At 57.5% G+C, this 21,980-nt stretch carries 14 protein-coding genes; 5 read left to right on the top strand and 9 right to left on the bottom strand.

What is annotated here, in order from left to right:
• Positions 1-126: 126 nt before the first annotated feature.
• Positions 127-2,076 carry a YjhG/YagF family D-xylonate dehydratase gene (locus Poly51_RS20355; RefSeq protein WP_146459613.1) on the top strand — a complete coding sequence of 650 codons (1,950 nt, stop codon included), beginning with the start codon at positions 127-129 and terminating at the stop codon, positions 2,074-2,076.
• Here Poly51_RS20355 and Poly51_RS20350 read toward each other — a convergent pair.
• Positions 2,050-4,386, bottom strand: coding sequence for a serine/threonine-protein kinase (locus Poly51_RS20350; RefSeq protein ID WP_246114640.1), 2,337 nt, complete (start codon positions 4,384-4,386; stop codon positions 2,050-2,052). The genes Poly51_RS20355 and Poly51_RS20350 overlap by 27 nt on opposite strands.
• On the opposite strand from Poly51_RS20350, the gene Poly51_RS20345 reads away from it, so the two are divergent.
• Complete coding sequence (locus tag Poly51_RS20345; protein WP_146459612.1) at positions 4,373-5,680, top strand: amidohydrolase family protein; 1,308 nt, start codon at positions 4,373-4,375, stop codon at positions 5,678-5,680. The genes Poly51_RS20350 and Poly51_RS20345 overlap by 14 nt on opposite strands.
• Positions 5,673-6,737: an SAM-dependent methyltransferase gene (locus tag Poly51_RS20340; protein ID WP_146459611.1), complete on the top strand. Its 1,065-nt coding sequence runs from the start codon at positions 5,673-5,675 to the stop codon at positions 6,735-6,737. Before Poly51_RS20345 ends, Poly51_RS20340 begins: the two co-directional genes overlap by 8 nt.
• Positions 6,738-6,801: 64 nt before the next feature.
• Here Poly51_RS20340 and Poly51_RS20335 read toward each other — a convergent pair whose 3' ends face one another.
• The 4 genes from Poly51_RS20335 to Poly51_RS20320 all read right to left on the bottom strand — a co-directional run bounded on the left by Poly51_RS20335 (position 6,802) and on the right by Poly51_RS20320 (position 11,614).
• Positions 6,802-7,911 carry an acyltransferase family protein gene (locus Poly51_RS20335; protein WP_146459610.1) on the bottom strand — a complete coding sequence of 370 codons (1,110 nt, stop codon included), beginning with the start codon at positions 7,909-7,911 and terminating at the stop codon, positions 6,802-6,804.
• A 41-nt stretch (positions 7,912-7,952) separates the two neighbouring features.
• Positions 7,953-8,810, bottom strand: a complete 858-nt coding sequence (gene ypfJ, locus Poly51_RS20330; protein WP_146459609.1) for a KPN_02809 family neutral zinc metallopeptidase — start codon at positions 8,808-8,810, stop codon at positions 7,953-7,955.
• Positions 8,811-8,987: 177 nt separating this feature from the next.
• Positions 8,988-10,742: a TIGR03545 family protein gene (locus Poly51_RS20325; RefSeq protein WP_146459608.1), complete on the bottom strand. Its 1,755-nt coding sequence runs from the start codon at positions 10,740-10,742 to the stop codon at positions 8,988-8,990.
• Entirely contained in the window at positions 10,739-11,614 is an 876-nt protein-coding gene (locus tag Poly51_RS20320) for a TIGR03546 family protein (RefSeq protein ID WP_146459607.1), read from the bottom strand. Before Poly51_RS20320 ends, Poly51_RS20325 begins: the two co-directional genes overlap by 4 nt.
• A 312-nt stretch (positions 11,615-11,926) precedes the next feature.
• Here Poly51_RS20320 and Poly51_RS20315 point away from each other — a divergent pair, with 312 nt between their 5' ends.
• Entirely contained in the window at positions 11,927-14,821 is a 2,895-nt protein-coding gene (locus Poly51_RS20315; RefSeq protein WP_146459606.1) for a PD-(D/E)XK nuclease family protein, read from the top strand.
• On the top strand, positions 14,818-17,412 hold the full coding sequence (locus Poly51_RS20310) for a UvrD-helicase domain-containing protein (protein WP_146459605.1): 2,595 nt from the start codon (positions 14,818-14,820) through the stop codon (positions 17,410-17,412). Before Poly51_RS20315 ends, Poly51_RS20310 begins: the two co-directional genes overlap by 4 nt.
• Positions 17,413-17,421: 9 nt before the next feature.
• On the opposite strand, the gene Poly51_RS20305 is transcribed toward Poly51_RS20310, so the two are convergent.
• From Poly51_RS20305 to Poly51_RS20290, 4 genes are all read right to left on the bottom strand, one after another.
• Positions 17,422-17,856, bottom strand: coding sequence for an AP2/ERF family transcription factor (locus Poly51_RS20305; protein WP_146459604.1), 435 nt, complete (start codon positions 17,854-17,856; stop codon positions 17,422-17,424).
• Positions 17,857-18,181: 325 nt separating this feature from the next.
• The gene (locus tag Poly51_RS20300) at positions 18,182-19,024 is read right to left on the bottom strand and encodes a hydroxypyruvate isomerase family protein (protein ID WP_390621797.1); all 843 of its coding nucleotides are present in this window, start codon (positions 19,022-19,024) and stop codon (positions 18,182-18,184) included.
• 187 nt (positions 19,025-19,211) lie between these two features.
• Positions 19,212-20,495: a valine--pyruvate transaminase gene (locus Poly51_RS20295; protein ID WP_146459602.1), complete on the bottom strand. Its 1,284-nt coding sequence runs from the start codon at positions 20,493-20,495 to the stop codon at positions 19,212-19,214.
• A gap of 80 nt (positions 20,496-20,575) precedes the next feature.
• Positions 20,576-21,979, bottom strand: a complete 1,404-nt coding sequence (locus Poly51_RS20290; RefSeq protein ID WP_146459601.1) for a DUF1501 domain-containing protein — start codon at positions 21,977-21,979, stop codon at positions 20,576-20,578.
• Position 21,980 lies beyond the last annotated feature (1 nt).

Here is a 21,980-nt window from a genome sequence, read left to right as displayed (position 1 = left end):
CCATTGTACCCGCCGAAACCGTGTCGGATCTTGTAGGTTTGCGATCGATGGTTTCGCGTTTGCGTCATTTGCTTCGCAGAATCGACGACTTTGGGCGCAGATTCATTTCAGATACGATTGGCGGCTATGAACCAATACTTTCAAGCACTCGATCCGGCCACCATTCGAACTCACGCCGAAGGCCCCAGCGGTTCGCTGCCGTTGTCCGATGAGATTTTGCGAACCTGGACAAGCGGTGACATCTTCGGGCTGACGCAAAGCGTCGGGATGGGATTCGATCCCCGTCGCGTTTTGGGCGACCAGTACTTGATCCTTAGCACCCAAGGAGGTGTCCGAGCACCGGACGGAACGCCGGTCGCACTGGGCTATCACACCGGCCACTGGGAAGTGGGGCTGTTGGTGCAAGCCGCCGCCGAACAGCTTTGCAAACACGACGGAGTGCCCTTCGCTGCATTTGTCAGCGATCCCTGTGACGGTCGCACTCAAGGCACCAAGGGCATGTTCGATTCATTGCCCTATCGAAACGATGCCGCGATGGTGATGCGGCGTCTGATCCGATCGTTGCCCCAACGGAAAGGGGTGATCGGCGTGGCGACGTGCGACAAAGGATTGCCGGCGATGATGATGGCGCTCGCCGGGACCGGTCATCTAGCCAACGTCTTGGTGCCCGGCGGAGTCACGTTGCCGCCATCGGTCGGTGAAGACGCGGGCAAAGTGCAAACGATCGGCGCTCGATACACACGTGGTGAAATGAGTCTGGAAGAAGCATCGCTGGAGGGATGTCGCGCGTGCGGCACGCCCGGTGGCGGGTGTCAGTTTCTTGGCACGGCGGCGACAAGCCAAGTCGTGGCCGAAGCGTTGGGCATGACGGTACCTCATGCGGCACTGGCGCCCAGCGGGCAACCGATTTGGACACAGTTGGCTCGCGATTCGGCCGATGCTTCGCGGACCATGTTCGAACGTGGTGACACGATGGCCGACATCTTGACCGACGATGCGTTGTTCAACGCGATGTTGATTCATGCGGCCGTCGGCGGCAGCACCAACTTGCTGCTGCATATTCCCGCCATCGCGCACGCGGCGGGGCTGAAGCGTCCCGATGCTGCGGCGTTTCGCGAGATCAATCGCATGGTTCCTCGTTTCGTTGATTGCTTGCCCAACGGTCCGGTCGGGCATCCGACGGTGCGGTTGTTCTTGGCCGGTGGAGTTCCCGAAGTCGCGTTGCATCTGCGTCGCTTGGGATTGCTGAAGACCAACGCGCGCACGGTCACCGGCATGACGTGGGAAGAAATTCTAGATCAATGGGAAACCTGCGAGCGACGGGAAGTGTGTCGCGATCGACTGCGTGACGCCGACGGTATCGATCCCGATGAAGTCATCATGACGCCGGCGGTCGCGAAGTCTCGCGGTTTGACCAGCACCGTGTGTTTTCCGTCGGGCAACCTGTGTCCCGAAGGGTCGGTGATCAAAGCAACTTCGATTGACCCGTCGGTCATCGATGCGGACGGCGTTTATCGCAACCGAGGTCGCGCCCGTGTGTTCGTTTCTGAGCGTGATGCGATTGCCGCAATCAAAGGTCAGTCCGAGCCACCCATTCAAGCCGGTGACGTGATCGTCTTGATCGGGCGTGGTCCGATCGGATGCGGCATGGAAGAAACGTATCAGATCACGTCGGCACTAAAGTACCTGTCGTTTGGCAAGCAAGTCGCATTGGTCACCGACGCTCGATTCTCGGGCGTTTCGACCGGCGCTTGCATCGGGCACGTCGGCCCCGAAGCGCTTGCCGGCGGTCCAATCGCGAAAGTACGCGACGGCGACTTGATCGACATCGTGATCGATCGCAATGAACTGACCGGTCACGTCAACTTGGTCAGCGAAGATGAATCCATGACGGCCGAAGAATTGCTTGCCAACCGCACACCACACCCCGATTTGCAGGTCGAACCCGACATGCCCGAAGACACACGGTTGTGGGCTGCGCTGCAACAGGCCGGCGGCGGCACCTGGGGAGGCTGCGTGTACGATGTCGACGAGATCGTGAAGCGGCTATCAACGGACGGACATCGTCTCGGATGACCCTCGCGGGATTGTCGGTTTTTCGGGCGTCGCATCGGACACCATATCGCCAGCTTGGCCGACGCGGCGAACGAAGAACCAAAGTGTGAACGTCACCGCCAAGATCGACGCCAGCGCAGCAGCACCCTCGACCAGCAACGCCGATCGCATTTGATCGACTGGCGCCATGACTTTTTCCAGGCGATACTGGACCAACACCAACAGGTCCGCGGTCTTGCGGTCATTCGGTGCCGGGCCCTGTCTTTCTTTTTCGTCTTCTCGTTCTTGGCGGGGCAGTGCGACGGGTTGAATGGCTGCGATCCAGGGGCCGCCATACGCCTTTCCATCATCCGCCGACGCCAACGGATCCAAGTAGTCGACGTCGCCGCCACCAAGCAAGCGGTCCATCAACGGAGCCGTCATTTGGTAGCTCTTGTCTTCGCCCTTTCGTCCTTCGGTTTGTCGTGCATCCATCAGCGGATGTTGCAAGATCGTGCCGCGCGAGGTTCCCTCGCGGGCTTCGATCAACACGGCGACCTGGTTGGCGCCTTGTTTACTCTGCAGCAACTCGAAATCGCCCAAGTTGATTGTCGCGACAAAAATCGCATCCGGTTTGGAATGGTCGTCGGTCAAGAAGATCGGTGTGCTTACCGCAACTTTCCAAAAACGCGTCGCCGTACTGGGGAACGCTGCGGACAAATTCGTCGACTCAAGCGGTAGGACTTCCCCAATCGCGACGTCCGACTTCGAAAGATCGACACGGCCGCCGTGAAAATAGGTTCGGTAGCAAAAGTTTCGTCCCGCACTGTTTTCTTCTTCGTCGACATCTTCGTCATACGCGATACCCAAAATCGTTCCGACCGAATCGGTGATGAACATGGTTGCCAATCGCAGTCGCCGGTTCTCGGCATTCTCGCCGGTGTATCGGGCCAACCGCTCGGCCAAAATTTGATCGAGCTGTTTTCTTGCTCCGTTCTTCAGCAACGCCTGCCGTGCGGGGCCGTCGCCGTGAGTCTGAATGGGGATTCGCATTGCCGCGATCTGGTCGAGCGAATCGCGGACCGAGGTTTCCGAAAGGGTCGCTTGCAGTTGCTCGACCAGAATCCGCCGCGACGCTTCTTCTTGGGCCAGTTGATAGTACCGACCGATTTCGCTTTCCAGTGTTCGGGCGGCAAAGCTGGCGGCCAACTGGTTGCTGCCAAACGCTTCGGTTCGAAGCGCCTTCATCGTGCTGGTGCTGGCTCGCTTGATGCTTCGGTACCCAAAGAACGAGGTTGCCAACAAAATCAACAGCGGACCCAAGATGCCCAGCAGCATCAACGGCCGCCGTGATTGTGAATGGTCACGCCGATTGACGTCGTCCAGAATCTGTTGAATGTTGGCATAGCGAGCCTTGGGGTCGACCGCCAAGCATCGCGAAATGATTCGCGCGAGCGGTCGGTCAACGCCACGATGTTGCAAGTGCCGATCGGGAACCTTGCCGCTGGCGATCGCGGTGCGGTACCGTTCGAGCCGCTTGGGCAGTGAACCGGCCGTATCGATCTGTTCCACGATCTCGTCGCTGCGGTAGGGCGGCGAACCGATCAGCATCCGATACAAAATCGCGCCGACGGCGTACACGTCCCAACTGGCATCGGGTGTCGAGTTCAAATCGGCTTGTTCGGGCGCCATGTAGAACAGCGTTCCCAACGCCGGCGTTTGCTCGTGCGACAATCGGCTTTGGCCAAAATCCGCCAACCTCGGTTCGGCATCGTCGCCGATCAAGATGTTGGCCGGCTTGATGTCACAGTGCAGCACCCCCTTGCTGTGGCAATGGTTCAGCCCGACGCAAATTTTTCGAAACATCGCCACGGCTTCGGCGACCGGCAACCGCGGTCTGACTTCCAGCAGGTCTTCCAACGATCCGCCGCCGACCAATTCCATCACGTAATACGGCGGATCGGCGTCCCAGCCGACTTCCAAAACCTGGACGACGTGACGATCGGCCGACAAGGTCACCAAGTTCTTGACTTCGCGGCTGAGCAGGGACCAATTCACGCCGCCGCGATGGAGGTAGAATTTGACGGCGACGTTTCGCCCGGTGTTCAAATCCACACCCACCCAGACTTGGCCGAACGCACCGGAACCCAGAAAGCGGGTCAGCCGGTATCCTGGCACTTCGGACGGTGGCGTCGTGGCACGCATCGACAGCTTTTTGCTGGTCGATTGGCCATCATCGGATTGATTTTCGGTTTGGTCGTAATTCATGTCGCGTCCGTCATGTCGCACCGGCTTGACCGAGGCTCCACCAACATCTAACCCCGTTCCATCTTGCGTGATGATTTCAACCATCCAGCTCGGCCATTCTATTGTACCGGACAACTTCCGATTCAAACTCGCCGCTTGGGTCGGATTTCTGGTGGCCGGCGTACTCGTGTTCGGCACTTCCTACGGACAAACCACAGCAATCGATGCATCGCTTGAAGCAAATGCCGACGCGGCGATGTTGGATGGCCGCGACGGACGCGATTTGTCAGTCCGCAACTTTCGGCCCAAAAATCAACTTCGATCGCCGCACCATCCGGTCGCGTCGGCGAAATGGACCGTCGTCGATGTCCATACGCACTTTTCTTACAAGCTGCGTCAAAGCGAACAAGCTCTCGATGACTTCGTCGCCGTCATGGATCGTCAAAGGATCGCCGTATGCGCGTCGTTGGACGGAAAGTTGGACGGCAAATTCGAAGACCATCGCAACTTCTTATGGAAAAAGTACCGCGACCGGTTCGTGATCTTTGCCAACGTGGATTGGCAGGGCGCCGGCGATCCGAACGATCCACCGACTTGGGCCTGTCATCGCCAAGGCTTCGCACAGCGAACAGCCGATCAGTTGGCGGAAGCGGTGGATGGCGGAGCAAGCGGTTTGAAAGTCTTCAAAAAGTTCGGACTCGGCTATCGCAACCCCGACGGCACGTTGATCCAGATTGATGATCGTCGTTGGGATCCGATTTGGGAGGCATGTGGAAAGCTGGGCATCCCCGTCCTGATGCACACGGCGGATCCGGCTGCGTTTTTCGATCCGATCGACGAGACGAACGAGCGCTGGGAGGAACTCAGTCGGCATCCCGATTGGAGTTTCCACGGCGACGAATTTCCTTCGCGAGAACACCTGCTCGAGGCTCGAAATCGCGTCATCGAAAGACACCCGGGCACCAACTTCATCGGTGCCCACATTGCCAACAACTCCGAAGACTTGGCGGCGGTCGGAAAGTGGCTCGATCGCTATCCGAATCTGTACGTCGAACCGGCGTCGCGGATTTCCGAACTGGGGCGACAGCCACGAACGGCCCGCGAATTTCTGGTTCGATATGCCGATCGCGTGATGTTTGGAACCGACGGACCTTGGCCCCAGCAGCGCTTACGGCTCTATTGGCAGTTCTTCGAAACCTTTGACGAGTCGTTCGACTACAGCGAAAAAGTGCCTCCGCCGCAAGGCATGTGGCAAATCGACGGGGTCGGATTGCCCGACGACGTGCTGGCAAAAATTTACTACCAGAATGCCGTGCGGCTGATCCCCGGGATACGCGAACGAATCGAGAAATTTGATACCACCATTATCCCCTCCGGCAACCCGACCATCCATGACTGATCCGTCCGACGACACGCCCACCTTTGTCATGCTGACGTGCGCGCACGGAGCTGAATCGGCGGTGAAACAAGCGATTGCACCGGAGGGTTGGCGTCTGGCTTTTTCACGGCCTGGATTCGTGACCGCCAAACACGATGAAAAGAAGGAATTGCCAAACGGCATCTTCATCCGCACCGCGGCGCGGTCCATCGGCCAATCGCGAAACGAATCGGGAAAAGCTCAACTCGACAAATTGGTCGAATCGCTGAAGTCATCCGGTTTGGCGGCCCGACCGTTGGACCAGTTGCACGTTTGGGCGAAAGACCGAGCCGCGATCGGCCGCTTCGGTTTCGAACCCGGGATTGACGAGGTCTCGCGTGCCGTGGGCGAAGAAATTTACGAGGCGATTGGCGACAAATGGGTGCGATGTGATGCCCCCAATCGAATTGCCCAGCCCGGTGAATCGGTGTTGGACGTGGTGCTGGTCGAGCCGTCACATTGGTTTTTTGGCATTCACACCGCGACCGTTTGGCCGACGCGTTGGCCGGGCGGAGTGCAACCGATCGATCCTGCCGAAGAACCCGTTTCACGGGCTTATTACAAAGCAGCCGAAGCGATCACTTGGTCTGGTTTTGACATTCAACCCGGCGACTTGGCCGTCGAGATCGGCAGCGCGCCGGGCGGGGCATGTGGCCGATTGTTGGAACTTGGTCTGCGCGTCATCGGTGTCGATCCGGCCGAGATGGATCCGCGAATCGAGGAGCATCCCCGGTTTCGTCACATCCAAGCGCGCGGCGGTGACTTGCCAAGACGCGAATTTCGCGGCGCGAAATGGATGCTTGTCGACTCGAACGTCAAGCCGGATCAAACGCTGGTCACCGTCGGCAACATCGTGACGAATCGACAGAGTGATTTCCGTGGCTTGCTGATCACATTGAAACTGGGTGACTACGACGCGGCGGCTTCGATCGATCGTTGGAAGGCCAAGGTCGAATCGTGGAATCCGACGAACGTTGAAATCCGCCAACTGGCCCGCAACAAGTGCGAAGTCTGTTTCGCCGTCACGATGCCCGGTTGAGCGAGATTGGGATATGCGGAGGGTGTCCAAATCGCGGAATCGTCCCGCGGAATCGTCGATCGAATCAAGCGGCACATCGATTGCGCAGCGCAATCGCCGGTCTTTCGATCAGGCCGTGCATCACCCAACCGACCCCGACGGATCCGATCAGGTAAGTTGACCAATACGCGATCGGCAGCGACTGAGTTTCAACGAACAAGTGGATTGCGATCAGGTTGACGGGGACGTGCCAAAGATAGATCGAATAGCTCGCTGCGCCGGCGCGAGCCGCGAAGGCGAGTGCGGAACGCGGTATCGCCGACGAAGGCAGCTTCATTCCCAACGCAGCTATCACAATGCAGCCGCTGCCGAGGTAGAAAAGCGTTAGCCCGTACGTTCCAATCCAAGGATGTTGATCGACCGGCCATACGAACGCAGGCGACAGTAACGCACAGCCGATGGCGGTCATCAGCCACTTTGGAATCCGGTCAATTCCTGACTTCAGACCACCAAACCAAACGCTATACGAGATCAGGACGCCATAAAACAACGAGTCCATTCTTAGGTGACTTCGAAAGATGGATTCGCTTGCCGAAAAGGTCAAGTGCGTGCTGGCGTGTTGCAAACGTAGGGCCAAACAGCCGATCGCCAACACGGCGAAAACTATCGGAATTGCCCCACGCTTGTTCAGTCTTCCCGATGCGGAAAGTGCGCCCATCAACAGCGCCAACATGAAATAGAAATGCTCTTCAACGGCAAGCGACCACGTGTGAATCCAGATGCCCGCGAAATAGTTTTGAACGAATGCCAATTCGACGACCACCGAAGTCAACGCAGCGGGTTCGCCAGCCCACCAACGCATCGTCAGCGTCAGGGCCATGAAGGCCCAAAACGCCGGATAGATTTTGAATCCACGGCGAATCAAGAATCGGATCGGCCGAACGCGTTGGTGTTTCTGGTACTCGGCGAACAGCAAGCCGGAAACCAGAAACCCGCTCAACACGAAGAACAGGTCGACGCCAACCCATCCGCCGCGTGACCACGTCTGCAGCCAGGCTGCGGACTCAGATGAAATCGCGGCATGGCGCCCCATCACCAACACGATGGCAACGAAGCGAACCACATCCAAGCCAAGGTCGCGACCGCCGCCCGCAGGGTATCGTTGCTGTTTCAACAGGGGTGGCGGCGAGGTCATCGATGGCGTCGCCGCGCAGATTGTCCCATCACTCGATCACGTTACAGTTGGCCGGCTGCGAACGTGTCGCCTTGTTCGGGGTCGCCGGTTTGCAAACCCTTCATGAACCAACGGACGCGTTGCTCACTGCTTCCGTGGGTGAAGGTTTCTTGGTGAGCGGCGCCTTGGCTTCGTTTCTGCAACGTGTCGTCACCGATGGCGGCCGCGGCACGCAAGCCCTCTTCGATGTCGCCTTCCTCAAGAATCTGTTTTTCTCGTTGAGCATGGTGGAACATCACGCCGGCGTAAAAGTCCGCCTGCAATTCCAATCGCACAGAGAGCTTGTTGTACTCGACTTCGGGCAGGCGACGACGCGCTTGATCCAGCTCGGACGTTTTGCCAAGCAGGTTTTGAACGTGGTGACCCACTTCGTGCGCGACAACGTAGGCTTGCGCGAAGTCACCGGGGGCGTTCAGTTGGCGAGCAAGTTGATCAAAGAACGCGGTGTCCAAATAGACTTTGCGGTCGGCCGGACAGTAGAACGGTCCAGCGGCCGATGAAGCATTGCCGCAGGCGCTGCTGGTCGCTTTGGTGAACAGTTCCAGCTTCGGTGTCTCGTACTTCAAGCCGCTTTGGGCGAACAGTTTCGTCCATACGTCTTCGGTGTCGGCCAGAACGGTCGAGACAAACTCGCCTCGTTCGATATCTAACTTCGACAACTCCGCAGGCTTGCCACCTTCGGCCGGTGCTTGTTGGCGACCTTGGTTGGCCTGCTGCATGACTTGCCGGGGATCACCGCCGAGCAGACCGACAATCATGGCAAGAATCAAGATTCCGATCCCGCCGCCAACCACCGTGCGTCCACTGACACCGCGACGGTCGACTACATTTTCGCTTTGACGACGTCCACGCCACTTCATATCACCGACTCCGCAAAGGCCCGCAGGCACAAAACCAACTTCAAAGAATGTTACTAGAACGACGTCCCTAGTATACGGACGACACCCACGATGGGTCACCCGCTTGGAAATTCTTTGTAGACGTTGGTGTTGCGGAAGGACAGTGGGGCGAGTTCGCCGCCCGGGACTGGCCGGCTTTTAGCGGAGTTTGCTTTCGATCGCACTTCGCAAGCGGCTGCCCAGCAGGGCTTCGGCTTGGTCGCCTTTGCTGAGCATCTTTTCGCTCATTTCCTGGATCGAATTGTCGGCACTGGCTAACAGCGAACGGGCTTCTGTCGCTTGGGAACCCAGCCACTGACGCAGCGCGATTGTCTGGTCCGAGTGGACTTTCTCAATCTTCGCCGTCATCTTTTCTTTGGTGTCGCGAAGCTGGCCGTCGACGGCGTCTTGAGTCGCCCGCCGCATCACCTGACCAAGGTTCGTGTTCAGTTTCAGGTTCAGGTCTTTCCACGTTCCCGCAAAGTTGGCGTCGATTTCGATTCGGTCCACGGCCGCCAACGAGTCTCGCATCGAGACGACGCCCGCAGTGTCATTGAATTTCGGATCGACGTTCAGGTCCATCTGGACACCTGTTTGCTTGCTGACCAAACGGCCTTCGATCGCGGTGCCTTCGGTGCGAACCTGAACCCACAATTCGCGTTTACCGCCGTTGATCGCAAGACCTGCTTCGGCCGGGTTGCCCAGTCGCATCGGCTTGGCGTCCATTTCGGGCCAATGCAGCGTCAGCAGGTCGACATTCGCGGATCCGCGTCGATCGCGAACGTATTCGACGCGCAGAACCTCGGGGCCTTCCAATCGCAGGCGTGCCCGCGTCGGTTCTGCCAACCACTGCGGCGTTGGTGTCATGTTGTCGACCATACCGGTCATGGAATAGACGTCGCCACCGGCCCGCATCAGTCCGCTGACTTCACAATGTCGGATCATCAGTTCGGGTTGGCGAACGCGATCCAGATAGTGGTCGACACCACGCACGCGATCGCTTTCGGGTGCGACGACGGTGTAGTTGGCCAGCGTTCGGCCACCATCCAAATACGATTTGACTTGCATCACTTGATCGCGAACGGCATCGGTGATGATGTCGATGCCGAACTCTTGTGCGTTGGTCAAATCGCCGGGCACATACTTGTCGACTCGCGCGATATCGATTTGCTTGGCTTCTTCTAATGATGCCAGGTCACGTTGCAGTTGATCGGGCAACGAATCGATCGCTTGACGAACGATCAACAGATCGTTCTTCGCGTCGCGTGCTTCGGACAATGTTCGTTCCAGTTCGACCCAGTCTCGCAACGGATTGTCGATGCCTCGGGCACGATCGCGAATCGAGCGAAGATTGGTTTCGAGCTCGCGGGCACGAACGACCATCGCGGCATATTCGCTTTCCCATCGTGCCCGGATTTCTTTGCTGCGACGAAGTGTTTCGAGGTCCGTGACCAACGATTCGGCTTCATCGCCAAGCTTGTCGACCTGGGTGCCCAATAGCTGACCCAGCATCGATGAACCTCGATCGCTGGCGCTGGGGGCTTCCGTGGGTTCAAGGCGTCCCGAGGTTTCTCGTTGCGAACCGACCTGCAAACCGGTGATGACACCACTGCTGGCGACCCAACGGCGATGCAGCAGCGCATTGCCATCGATCACCAAGTCGATCGAGTCGGCGCGAATCGCATCTCGCATGTCTTTGTCGTTACGCGGGTCAGCGATCCGAACGTCGACATACTGAACGCGCGGTGGGAAAAGTCCGACGTGCGTCTTGTCGATGTCGACCTTGGCACCGGTAACACTTTCGATACCGCGAACGGTCGCGTAGTTGGCCAACGGCCCCAGTCCCCAGCCAAGCAGGAACACAATCGCGCCGACGACGATCAGTCGGGTAAGTACGAAGCTCCACCGAATCATGCCGATTTCCTTGTCTGTGAGTCACGCAATTGACGAAGCAGATAATTGAGTGCTTCGTCCATAGGTTGCTTCTCGTCGATGTTGGTCGGCGACGCAACCGTTGCTGTCTTGGGTGCAACATCGCTGTGCGGAGCAGGTATCACGGCGCCTTCTTTCAATCGGATGACGTCGATGCGGGTCTCGACGGCAATAGCTTGCACCGGAGTCTCTTCGGCGTCGTGTTCGAACGCTGGCGAAGCGTCGCCGTCGATTTCATGGAATTCGATTCGGTCGATCCGATCCGTGGTGCTTGCCGACGGATGCGTGTGTCGTCGCGATCCCGAGTGTGGCGAGGGTACCTTCGCGTGGCTCTGGTCAACGATCGCAACCGGTGTCGACGGCTGATGACGCACATCGGGCGGCGTTGGATCCTGTGTCGGTGCTAATTCATCGACGGGGTCGACGATGCGAAACGCGCGAAAGATCGGATAGGTGATCATGAATACTGGCACCAACGCCACAACGCCGATCAGGAAGCTGCCCATCACGATGGTGTTGTTCAGGTTCGTCCACGGTACAAGCGGCAAAGCCCAAGCGTCGGCAATGGTGGCTGCCCACTTGGGATTCGTCAGCACATAGTCGCCGACCTGGTGGGAAATCGTATCCAGCCGGGATGCTAAGAACGACACACCGATCGCGGTCAATCCCGCCGCGGCATGGTTCAGCTTCAACGACAACACGACCACCAATAGCACAAGGGCTAGTAGATTGCCGTGAGGGATGATGCCCAGCAATAATCCGAAAGCCACCGCCCAAGCGAGTTGGTGGGGATAACGTCGCCCGGCGATCGCTCGTCGTAGCGTGGTCAATAATTTGATTGTCCAAAGAATCATGTCTGTGCGCCTCCATGCGCACGGCTATGTCTGTGGGAATTCGCAGTCGTTTGTATCGGCTATCCAGGCCTGAACATTCAATACGACCCGCAAAGTTTTCCTGATCGGCCACGTCGGCGTGCCCAGTCTGCGGTGGGACCACACCTTCGTTCACGCTGTAATTCACGGTAAAACCGAAACTTTTGAGTCCAGCGCAAAGCTGGCAAACTTTTTTTGGCACAATGTCGACTCGTTTGACCAAACGTGTCAAAACCTGGCCCGATATTGGGCGCCAGCTCCGCCACCCCGCTTCCGCCAGCAAAGCAAACGATCGTGAAACTTTTTTCAACTTCGTGTGAAACAGTATTCGCCGGATGGGAGGGGCCGCTCCTTCCGAAAGCCGTCACGATTTTGGGTGACCGTTTTCGTTCGGGCCAATCTTTGGACCTGTCCGAACTGCTTTGTGTTTTGCCCTCGGCTCGTGGCACGCATCGGTTGCATTCGTTATTGCTTGAGTATGCGACTGGGCTGGGGCTGGAATATCGTCGACCCGATATCACGACGATCGGTTCCCTGGCCGAGCGACTTTACGTGCCCACGACTCCGTTGGCACTTGAGTTCGAGCAAACACTGGCATGGGCCAATGTGCTTCGGCAGCTTCCCGCAGAAGAACTTGAGCCATTGATTCCTGTGGTACCCCCGTCCGAACCGATCGCCCCATGGTTGGATCTGGCCGCGATGCTAAGACGACTTCATACAGAATTGGCTGCCAGCGAGTTGACGTTTCAACACGTCTTCGACGTTGCCGAAACCGAGTCCGAAAAACGACGCTGGAAATTGCTCGACTTCGTATTCAAAGGTTACCTCGCTTCCCTGGAACAAGTGGGGCTATCCGACCCGCATGTCCAGCGCCGACTCGCCATCACATCCGAGCGTTGCCGCACAAAAAAGATGGTCGTGTTGGTCGGGACCAGCGATTTGAGCGACGCGTTGATTTTGATGCTGAAGAATCTGGACTCGGACGTCTTATCGATGGTTGCGGCGCCCCCATCGATGTCCGATCGCTTCGACGAGTTCGGTTGCGTCCAGACATCACGATGGGTCGAGCATCACTTGCCGATTCAAGACCACCATTTGATCGCCGGTGGAGACGTCGCCGATCAGGCCACGGCGGTCGCCGAGACGCTTGCGGACTTTGCCGGCCAATACCGGGCCGACCAAGTCACGGTGGGCGTCACCGATGAATCGCAAGTCGGGCCGGTCGAAATCTCGCTTCGCGGATGCAAGGTCGATACGTTTCGACATTTGGGATGGACCGTTTCCCAAACCGCAGTCGGGCGACTCCTTCACTTAACGGCCACCCATTTGCAGCGCCGGTCGTGGCAGTCGTTGGCGGCGCTGGTGCGTCATGCCGATGTCGGTCGCATGATCACGCGGCGGTTGAATTTAGACGACTCGAGCCAGTGGCTAACGCAATTGGACCACTTGCTGGCGGGCCACTTTCCGATCCGCATCGACAAGCCGTTAACGGAGCAGGCGATCAAGGCCTATCCGCTGGCCATCGGAGCTTCCAGTATCGTCCAGGAATGGTTGACTCCATTTTCAGATGATGCGATCACGAAGTCAGACAAAGTCCAGCCGACCATCGCTCATTGGAGCCGCGCCGCGGCAGAGTGGTTGGGTGAACTCTACGCCCCTGTTGATGCTTCCGCCGACACAACCACGATGTCAGATGTTGGTGTTCGGACATCGATGGCGTTGGAGTCGGCGCTCAAGATGATGGGCCGGTTTGCGGAACTCAATGATGGACTTGATCTAGAACTTGGTGGCGCCGCGGCGATCGAAATGCTGGCCACACGATTGGGAGACTCGCGAATTGTCGCGGAACCGCAATCCAATGAAGTTCAGATTTCTGGCTGGCTAGACCTCGCATTGGACGATGCGCCGGCCATGGTCGTGGTGGGGCTGAATCATCCATTTGTTCCCGGTTCGACAACGGCGGATCCCTTTTTGCCCGGGACGCTTCGCACCCAGCTTCGGATGGCTGACAACGATCGACGGTACGCTCGCGATGTCTATGCGATGCATTTGATGTTGTCGACGCGGTCGGATATTCGATTCATTGTCGGCAAGTCACGCGCCGACGGATCGCCGACTCCGCCTAGCCGCTTGTTGGCGGCGACACCCACCGTCGATGCCGCGCGAAGATTGCGTGTGTTGTTGGGGCAACGCCGCGAAAAAATTGTCGTGCATCACCAATGGGACCAGCCGCCGAGGCAAAACGGTGTGGCGATCGAGGGATCTCAATTGCCGATTCCCACACTGGACTTGTCCGGCGATGACGACATTGTCAGGGCAATGAGTGTGACCGCGTTTCGCGACTACCTTGCGTGTCCGTATCGCTTCTATCTTCGCCACGTATTGAAGCTCAAGCCGCTGGATGACCTCAGCGGCGAATTGGCGGCCAATCAGTTTGGGGACTTGGTCCACGGTGCGCTTGAGCGATTTGGTGAATCGAGCGATCGCAACGAAGGGCAAGCGTCCAAGATCGAGAAGTACTTGCTGGAATACCTGCACCAGTATGCTGCGGACGTATACGGAAGTGACGCGTCGACAGCCGTCGCTATTCAAATCGCCCAAGCCGAACGTCGACTCAAGGCAGTCGCCGTTGTTCAAGCCGAACGCATTGCCGGTGGTTGGACGATTCACGCATCCGAAGCGGCCGTTAGCGAGAGCGACGGCGCTGGTGTCGATGTTGACGGGAAACGCATGGGACTGCGAGGTCGTTTCGATCGTATTGATCATCACGTGGAAACCGATCGATGGGCGATTCTGGATTACAAAACGCACGGACACAAACCCGAAAAGAAACACCTCGCAAAAACGGACGACGGTCACCGCTGGATCGATATGCAATTGCCTTTGTACCGGATGATGATCCCGTTCCTGGGTATCAAGGCACCGCCGCCCGAAGTCGCGTTGGGGTATTTCAACATCAGCGAAAAAGATGAAGAGACAAAGATCAACGTGGCTGAGTTCACCGAACCACAGATGCTGCAAGCGGAACAGATCATTCACGATTGCATCCGCGGCATTTGGGAACGTCGATTCGAACCGACCGACGAACGTGTCGAATTCGATGACTATGCAATGATTCTGCAAACCGGCGTGGCCAGTCGGATGCTCGACCAAGGCGATGCGTGGGATACCGAGGGGGCACATTCATGAACGTTAAACCGAATCCATCGTCGAGTGGTTCCACAGGCGACGGGTCGTTGCTTCCCACGTTGGTTCGCGCTTCGGCAGGGACCGGCAAGACGTACCGTTTGACGGCAAGGCTGTTGCGGATCCTGTTGCAGGGCGCGTCACCGGAAACCATTTTGGCGACCACGTTCACTCGCAAGGCCGCGGGCGAGATCTTGGAACGCGTGCTGTTGTCGCTGGCCCAGGCCGCGGACGAAGACGATCCCGAAGCGCTCGAGAGTCTTCGGAATCAGGTCGGCATTCCCACGCTGCCTCGCAGTGTCTGCTTGCAGTTGATCGACACGCTGCTTCGCAATATCCATCGATTGCGAATCTGTACGCTCGACAGTCTGTTCTCGCAGCTCGCGAGATCGTTTCCGTTCGAGCTTGGGTTGCCACCGGCTTGGCGGTTGACGGATGAAATTGAAGAGTCGTGGTTGCGCGAGCGAGCCGTCGACTCCGTCATTGCGACGTTGGATCGCGGCGAGATGACCGCGCTGCTTGCGATGTTGGGCAAGGGGGATATCAAACGATCGATCTCGCGAGAACTGTTGCAGGTCGTGGACGCGGCCTACGGAATTCAACGACTGTGCATCGATGAAGTTTGGAAACAGCTCAAGGTACCTACGCAACCCGAGTCCGCCGACATCACCCGCGCGGCCGGGATCATGCGAATGGCGATGCCAAAGCAAAAACGGCTGCTCACAAAATTGGAGTCCTTCGCCGAGAAGCTTGAACTGCGAGATTTCGATTCGTTGATGGACGACACCCTGGTCGCCAACATCGGCGCGGCGCGGCGTAGCGGTGGCGAGGTGTTGTACTATCGCGCACCCTTTCCCGACGGCGTTGACGAAGCTTTTGATGTTGTCTATGCCGCGGCGAAAACCAAAGTGTTGTCGCTGTTGAACTCGCAAAACGAAGCGACTGGGACGGTGATCGGTGCTTACGACTTTCATATCAACCAATTAAAACAATCCGCTCGGGCGGTGGGTTTCGAAGACGTTGCGATCCGTTTGGCGGCCGAGTTTTCGCGGCTGGACCCGCAGTCGCTTGCCGTTCGGATGGACGGTGCGGTCGATCACCTGTTGCTCGATGAGTTTCAAGATACGTCGCCGGTGCAATGGAATGTCTTGCGTCCTTTCGCGATGCGGTGCGCAACGGTGGGTACCGGTCAGGGGGATTCCGAGCGCGCGGTGCCGAAGTCGTTCTTCTGTGTCGGAGACACCAAGCAAGCCATCTATGGTTGGCGAGGTGGCGTCGCAGAAATATTCGAAGCCGTGGCGGACGAAGTTCCCGGTATCACCGAAGAAGAGCAAAACAAAAGTTTCCGCAGCAGTCCGGTCGTCGTCGAAGCGGTCAATCAGACGTTCCGGAACTTGATTCGCCATCCTGTTTGTGATGCGGCCGATTCAAACGACCCGACCGATAAGTCGATGTACGAAGCGACCGCGGTGCGCAATTTTGCTCGGCGATTTCCGGTTCATTCGACCGCTAAATCAGATCTGCCGGGGCACGTGCGGTTGGAAACATGTCGAATCGTCGAAGGCGGCGACTCGGCCGCTCGCCAATTGGCATGTTTCGAAGATGCGGCGCGAATCGCGGCCGAAATCCACGCGGCTGACCCGCGGCGATCGATCGGAATCTTGACGCGTACCAATCGCGGTGTGGCACAATTGATCTTCATGCTGGAACGGATGAAGGTCGAAGTCAGTCAAGAGGGTGGAAATCCGTTGACCGATTCAGCCGCCGTTGAAACTGTGTTGTCCGCCATCATGATGGCAGACCATCCGGGTGACGGTCGGTGGGCTTTCCATCTTTCGCAAACGCCGCTGGTCGAGATTCCAGGTTTTGGTCCTGAATTTGTTCGGTCGATGTGCGAGGATCGCGGCATCGCCGAAACGGTCGAGTTTCTGTCTGGGAAGTTGGCGCCGCTGTGCGATGGTCGCGAAACGTTGCGACTAAAACAGCTCACCGCACTTGCGCTCGGATACGAAACGAATCCCGCGGCGCGGTTGCGAGACTTCGTTCGATTGGTGCGAGAGAAGCGTGTCGAGCGTCCTCAGTCAGCTGCCGTCCGCGTGATGACGGTTCACCAGTCCAAGGGTTTGGAGTTTGATGCGGTCATCCTGCCGGAACTAGACGGCGCATTGACGCGAACTCGCAGCGGATGCGTGCCGGACATTGAAAATCCCGGCGATGCACCTCGCGGGCTATCGCGATATTTGGGCAGTAAGTCGTGGCACTATTTGCCATTGAATTGGCAACGTGCCTTCGGGATGCAAGCCGAAGGGGCGATGACCGAAGCGATGTGCCTGTTGTACGTCGCGATGACGCGAGCAAGGCAGTCGTTAAGGATGGTGATCCAACCCGCATCGAAGGCAGCGTTTGAAAACCGAACATCGTCGTCGTTGATCTTTCACGCACTCGAGAGCGATCAGGATCCGACGACGGGGCAAACGGTGCTTTACGAATCCGGAACACCGACTTGGATGAACCGTGGCGAACGGATTAGTGATGACCACCATGATGCACAGGTCTCCGTCGAGACCGTTAGCATTCGTTTCCGTGAATCTTGATTTGACGAATCAAGATTCCATCGAATTGACGCCCTTGTTTCGAGCTTTGACGGCCAGACGAAACGCTTCGTCGTCGCCGTACTTCTCGACCGAGAATCTTGCCGTTTTGCGAACGCCCTTGGATGGGCTCCACTGAGCAACCCAATATCCGTAGACGGGTTGCGATTCCCATCGCAGATCCGTTTCTTCCACGTAGCGAACGCCGACAACACCCGACGTATTGTTTGCACGTTCTTTCTTGGCGATCTGTTTTGCCGTGAATCCCTTCAATTTGCTTTCCATCTTGTCCCGTTCGGTGCGGGCGGCGGTGAGGGCCTTTCGCTTTCCACCACACTCGGTATCCGAGTAGTACTTTTGATGCATTTTTCCTTTCCGCATGATGCGGATCATATAACCACCAGTGGAAACATGTTCAATGCGAGTGATATTGCGGTTGGCACTCATGGAGTCAATCTTTTATCGAGGCAGGGTAGGGCGGGGCAGTTGGTGATTCCCAAGGTTTGTTTGAATCGCCCGATCAAAACACCCAAAGAAAGGATGTCGCCAGCGATTGGAACCAAGGACAGGCTGCAGAAACTCATCAGTCTGACTCCGATTCAACCACAAGTATCGCAAAAGTGCAACACGTTGAACCGGTGAACGATGAAAGAAACCTGCCGGGGGGCATCCGCCGCACATGCTCGGTGGAAGCCCCCCCCGCGAGTGAGAAAGGCGAGTGAGAAAGGCGAGTATGTCACTCAGTCACGATTGCTAAACGAAGCATTGTTCGCTAGACGATGCACTGTGAAACGGCATCGCGAAGACCAGCGATCGGGTCACGAACGGGCAGGAATTCGTGCGCGAAATAGCCGTCGAATCCCGTTTCCGCGATCGCTTTTGCGATCGGCGGATAGAGCAGTTCTTGTGAATCGTCTAGCTCGTGGCGACCGGGATTTCCGGCGGTGTGGTAGTGGCCAAAGTATTGATGATTTTCTTGGATCGTTCGTATGATGTCGCCTTCCATGATTTGCATGTGATAGATGTCGTACAGCAATTTGAAGTTGTCGCTGCCGACTCGCTTGACCAATTCGATTCCCCATTTCGAGTTGTCGCACATGTAGTCGGGGTGATTGACCTTGCTGTTGAGCAATTCCATCTGCAACGTGACGCCTGCTTTTTCGGCGGCCGGGATGACCTTGGCGAGCGCGTCGACACAATTCTTCATTCCAGTTTCGCGGTCGATTCCGCGTGCATTGCCGCTGAAGACGATGACGTTCTTCCATCCCTCGGCCGACGTTGCTTCCACAGCGGCGTTGATCTTTTCAATGCACATGTCATGAAATTGGCTGTCGCACAAACCGTTGCCAAGCGGATGCGACTGGACCATCGTGCAAACCAAACCGTGCTTCTTAAGCGTTGGGAAGTCGGGCGGATCAAGCAGGTCGATTCCCACCATCCCCATGGCGGCGGCTTCGACCGCGAGTTCCTCGAGCGACATTTTCGGGAAGCACCATTTGCAAACCGATTGGTTCAGTCGGCCTGTCTTGGCATCAACCGCTTTCGCTTCTTCGGCAGATGCAGAAACGCTAGACGCAACCGTGCTTGCCGCGGCGCCGGCAACGGCAGCCATCATCAGTCCGCGACGGCTGACTTCACCCGACGCTTGGTTTCGATTGGAGTTTTTGTCGATCGACATGGGAGTCTCAATGGGAATCTTGAATATTATTGAACCGGACGCTGATTATAACCGACTCGGCGAAAGAGCTTCAAAGATTGGCCATGAAAAAATGACTCCGTCAAAGGCAGGGTTCTGACGCCGGTCACCCCTGCTGGTGGGCCCGGCGGACTTCATCTGCGATGATCGAGAGTCCCTGTCGCACCTTGGGCTCGGGCATCGTAAACGTCATTCGGATGCACTCTTCGTGATGTTTCCACGGGGTGGAGACGCCTTCGATCACGTCGCCAAAGAAGAAGTGGTGGCCGGGAACCACCAAAACGTCTCGTGCTTTCAGACGCTCGTACAATTCCGCCGAAGTGATCGGCAAATCTTCGAACCATAGCCACAGAAAAAATGCGCCTTCGCTTTGATGGATGCGATAGGGCAGCGAATCATCGAAGACTTCTTCAGCGATCCGTAAGGCTTCGATCGATTTTTGTTGATAGAACGGCTTGATGACTTCGTCGGACAGTTGCAACAGTTCACCCGATTCGATCAATGGCGTCACGATCGCTTGGCCCATGTTCGTGTTGGCCAATCCGACGATCGATGTCATTGAGGCGACGGACCGAATCAAGTCTTCGTTTCCGATCACGATGCCTGTGCGAGTTCCTGGCAAGCCGACTTTCGAGAGGCTGAGTGTTAAGACGATGTTGTCATTCCAAACCGGAGTCGTCTCGGTAAAGATCGCACCGGGGAACGGTGCACCGTAGGCTCCATCGACGATCAGCGGGATACCGTTCTGGGATGCGAGTTCTGCTAACTGGGCGATCTCGGCGTCCGTCAAAACATTGCCGCTGGGGTTGGTCGGGCGCGAAACGCAGATGGCGGCGATATCATCGGTGATTTCTAGCGATTCAAAATCGACGCGGTACTTGAATCGATGCTGGCCGATTCGTTCGATCTTCGGACGTACGGCAACGAACATTTCTTCGGCGACGGATTGATTGGCATAGCCGATGTATTCGGGAATGATCGGCAGCAGAATTTTCTTTGTCGTCCCATCGGGAAAGCGTCCCGCCATTGTGTTGAACAGCAAGAAGAAGGCGGTCTGGCCGCCGGGCGTCACGGCGACGTTCTCTGGCCCGATCGACCACCCGAATTGGCGTTGAAAGAGTTTGGCGAGCGCGGTCCGGAACGCCATGTTTCCGGCCGGCGGTTCGTAGTTGCCCAACGCGTGTTCGAGTTGTCCCGGAACGGCGCTGATTTCTTCGATCCGTCGTCGCCAGACTGCGTCAATTTGCGGAATGTGGGCGGGCTGTCCGCCGCCCAGCATGCAGACGCGGTCACCGCCGGCGGCCAAGGCGTGACCGAGGTCGTCCATCAGGTTGCCGATGCCGCTGCCACGACCAAGTCGCTGGCCAAATTCAGATAGGTTCCAACTCATCGGGACAGCTTACGATTCGGCAAAGGATGTGACTGAACAATTCACCGCCATCGTAGGCCACGACTTGCCACCGCGATACGCTATGCGATCAATTCGTTGATCAGCTCGCCCCCGAATTGCGACAGTTGCTTGTACCGGCCGCCGTGAAAGTACGTCAGCCGATTATCGTCGAGTCCCATCAAGTGCAGCAGCGTGACGTGCAGGTCGCGGATCGGATGCACGCACTCGACGGCTTTCGCGCCGATCTCGTCGGTCGCGCCGACGATCGCGCCCCGTTTGGTTCCTCCGCCGGCCAACCACATCGTCATTGCATCGACGTTGTGGTCACGCCCCAGCGACGTGACACCGCCGCGATAGTTGTTGTCTGGCGTCCGGCCGAACTCGCCCGTCCAAACGACCAACGTTTCGTCCAACATGCCGCGTTGTTTTAAGTCTTTGATCAGCGCCGCGATCGGTTGGTCGACACTAGCGATGCGGGCGGAGTGGCCACGCTCGAGATAGTCGTGACTGTCCCAGCCGCCCGAGAAAATTTGAACGAACCGCACGCCCTGTTCTACCAATCGGCGAGCCATCAAGCACTGCCTGGCGAACGTCGACGTTTGCGGTTTGTCCATGCCGTACATCTGCAGGGTCTCTTGCGACTCGGTACTCAGGTCGACGATGTCGGGGACCTCGGCCTGCATGCGAAACGCCAACTCGTAGCTTTCCATTCGCGATGCCAGTTCGGCGTGCTCGGGATGTGCCGCCAAGTGCGCCGAATTCAATCGTGCCAGTTCGTCGAGCGCGCGGCGTTGGTGGTCGGGCGTGATGTGGCCGGCCGGTTTCAGATCCAAAATCGGCGAGCCCTCGGTACGCAGTCGCGTGCCTTGGAAATAGGCCGGCAAGAAACCGTTGGACCAGTTGGTCGATCCGGCTTGCGGCAGTGCCAGTTCGGTCATGACGACATAGCCGGGCAGGTTTTGGTTTTGTGAACCCAGGCCGTATGTCATCCACGAGCCCAGCGCGGGATCGCCACCCAATCGGCTGCCCGTGTTGATGTGCAGCAAGGCTTCGGGGTGGTTCAGCGATTCCGCTTGGCAACCTCGATAAACGCACAGCTCGTCGGCGACTTCCGGATCGGCCATGTGTACAAACTGGTCGCACATATCGATTCCCGACTTGCCGACCTTGCGAGTCTTGAAGGGGCTGCCGACGTAGAACCGTTTCCCGTTGGCCAGGCCTTCGGTGCGTTTCGATTCGGATAGGTGCAGGCGGTCGAGTTCCGGTTTTGGGTCAAACGTGTCGGTTTGGCTGGGACCACCCTCCATGAATAGCATGATGACGGCCTTCGCTTTGGCCGGATGCATCGGTGGTTTTGGTGACAACGGCCCCGCATTCGCGGCGACAGCTGCGATCCCATCTCGCGCAAGCATGTCGGTCAGCGCCAATGCACCGAGCGAAGATCCGAGTCCGTAAAGGAAGTCACGTCGCGGTCGTTGATTCATG

It is taken from the genome of Rubripirellula tenax (genome assembly GCF_007860125.1).
In the GTDB taxonomy this organism is placed as follows: Bacteria; Planctomycetota; Planctomycetia; order Pirellulales; family Pirellulaceae; genus Rubripirellula; species Rubripirellula tenax.
This window is presented reverse-complemented; position numbering and strand designations above follow the sequence as displayed.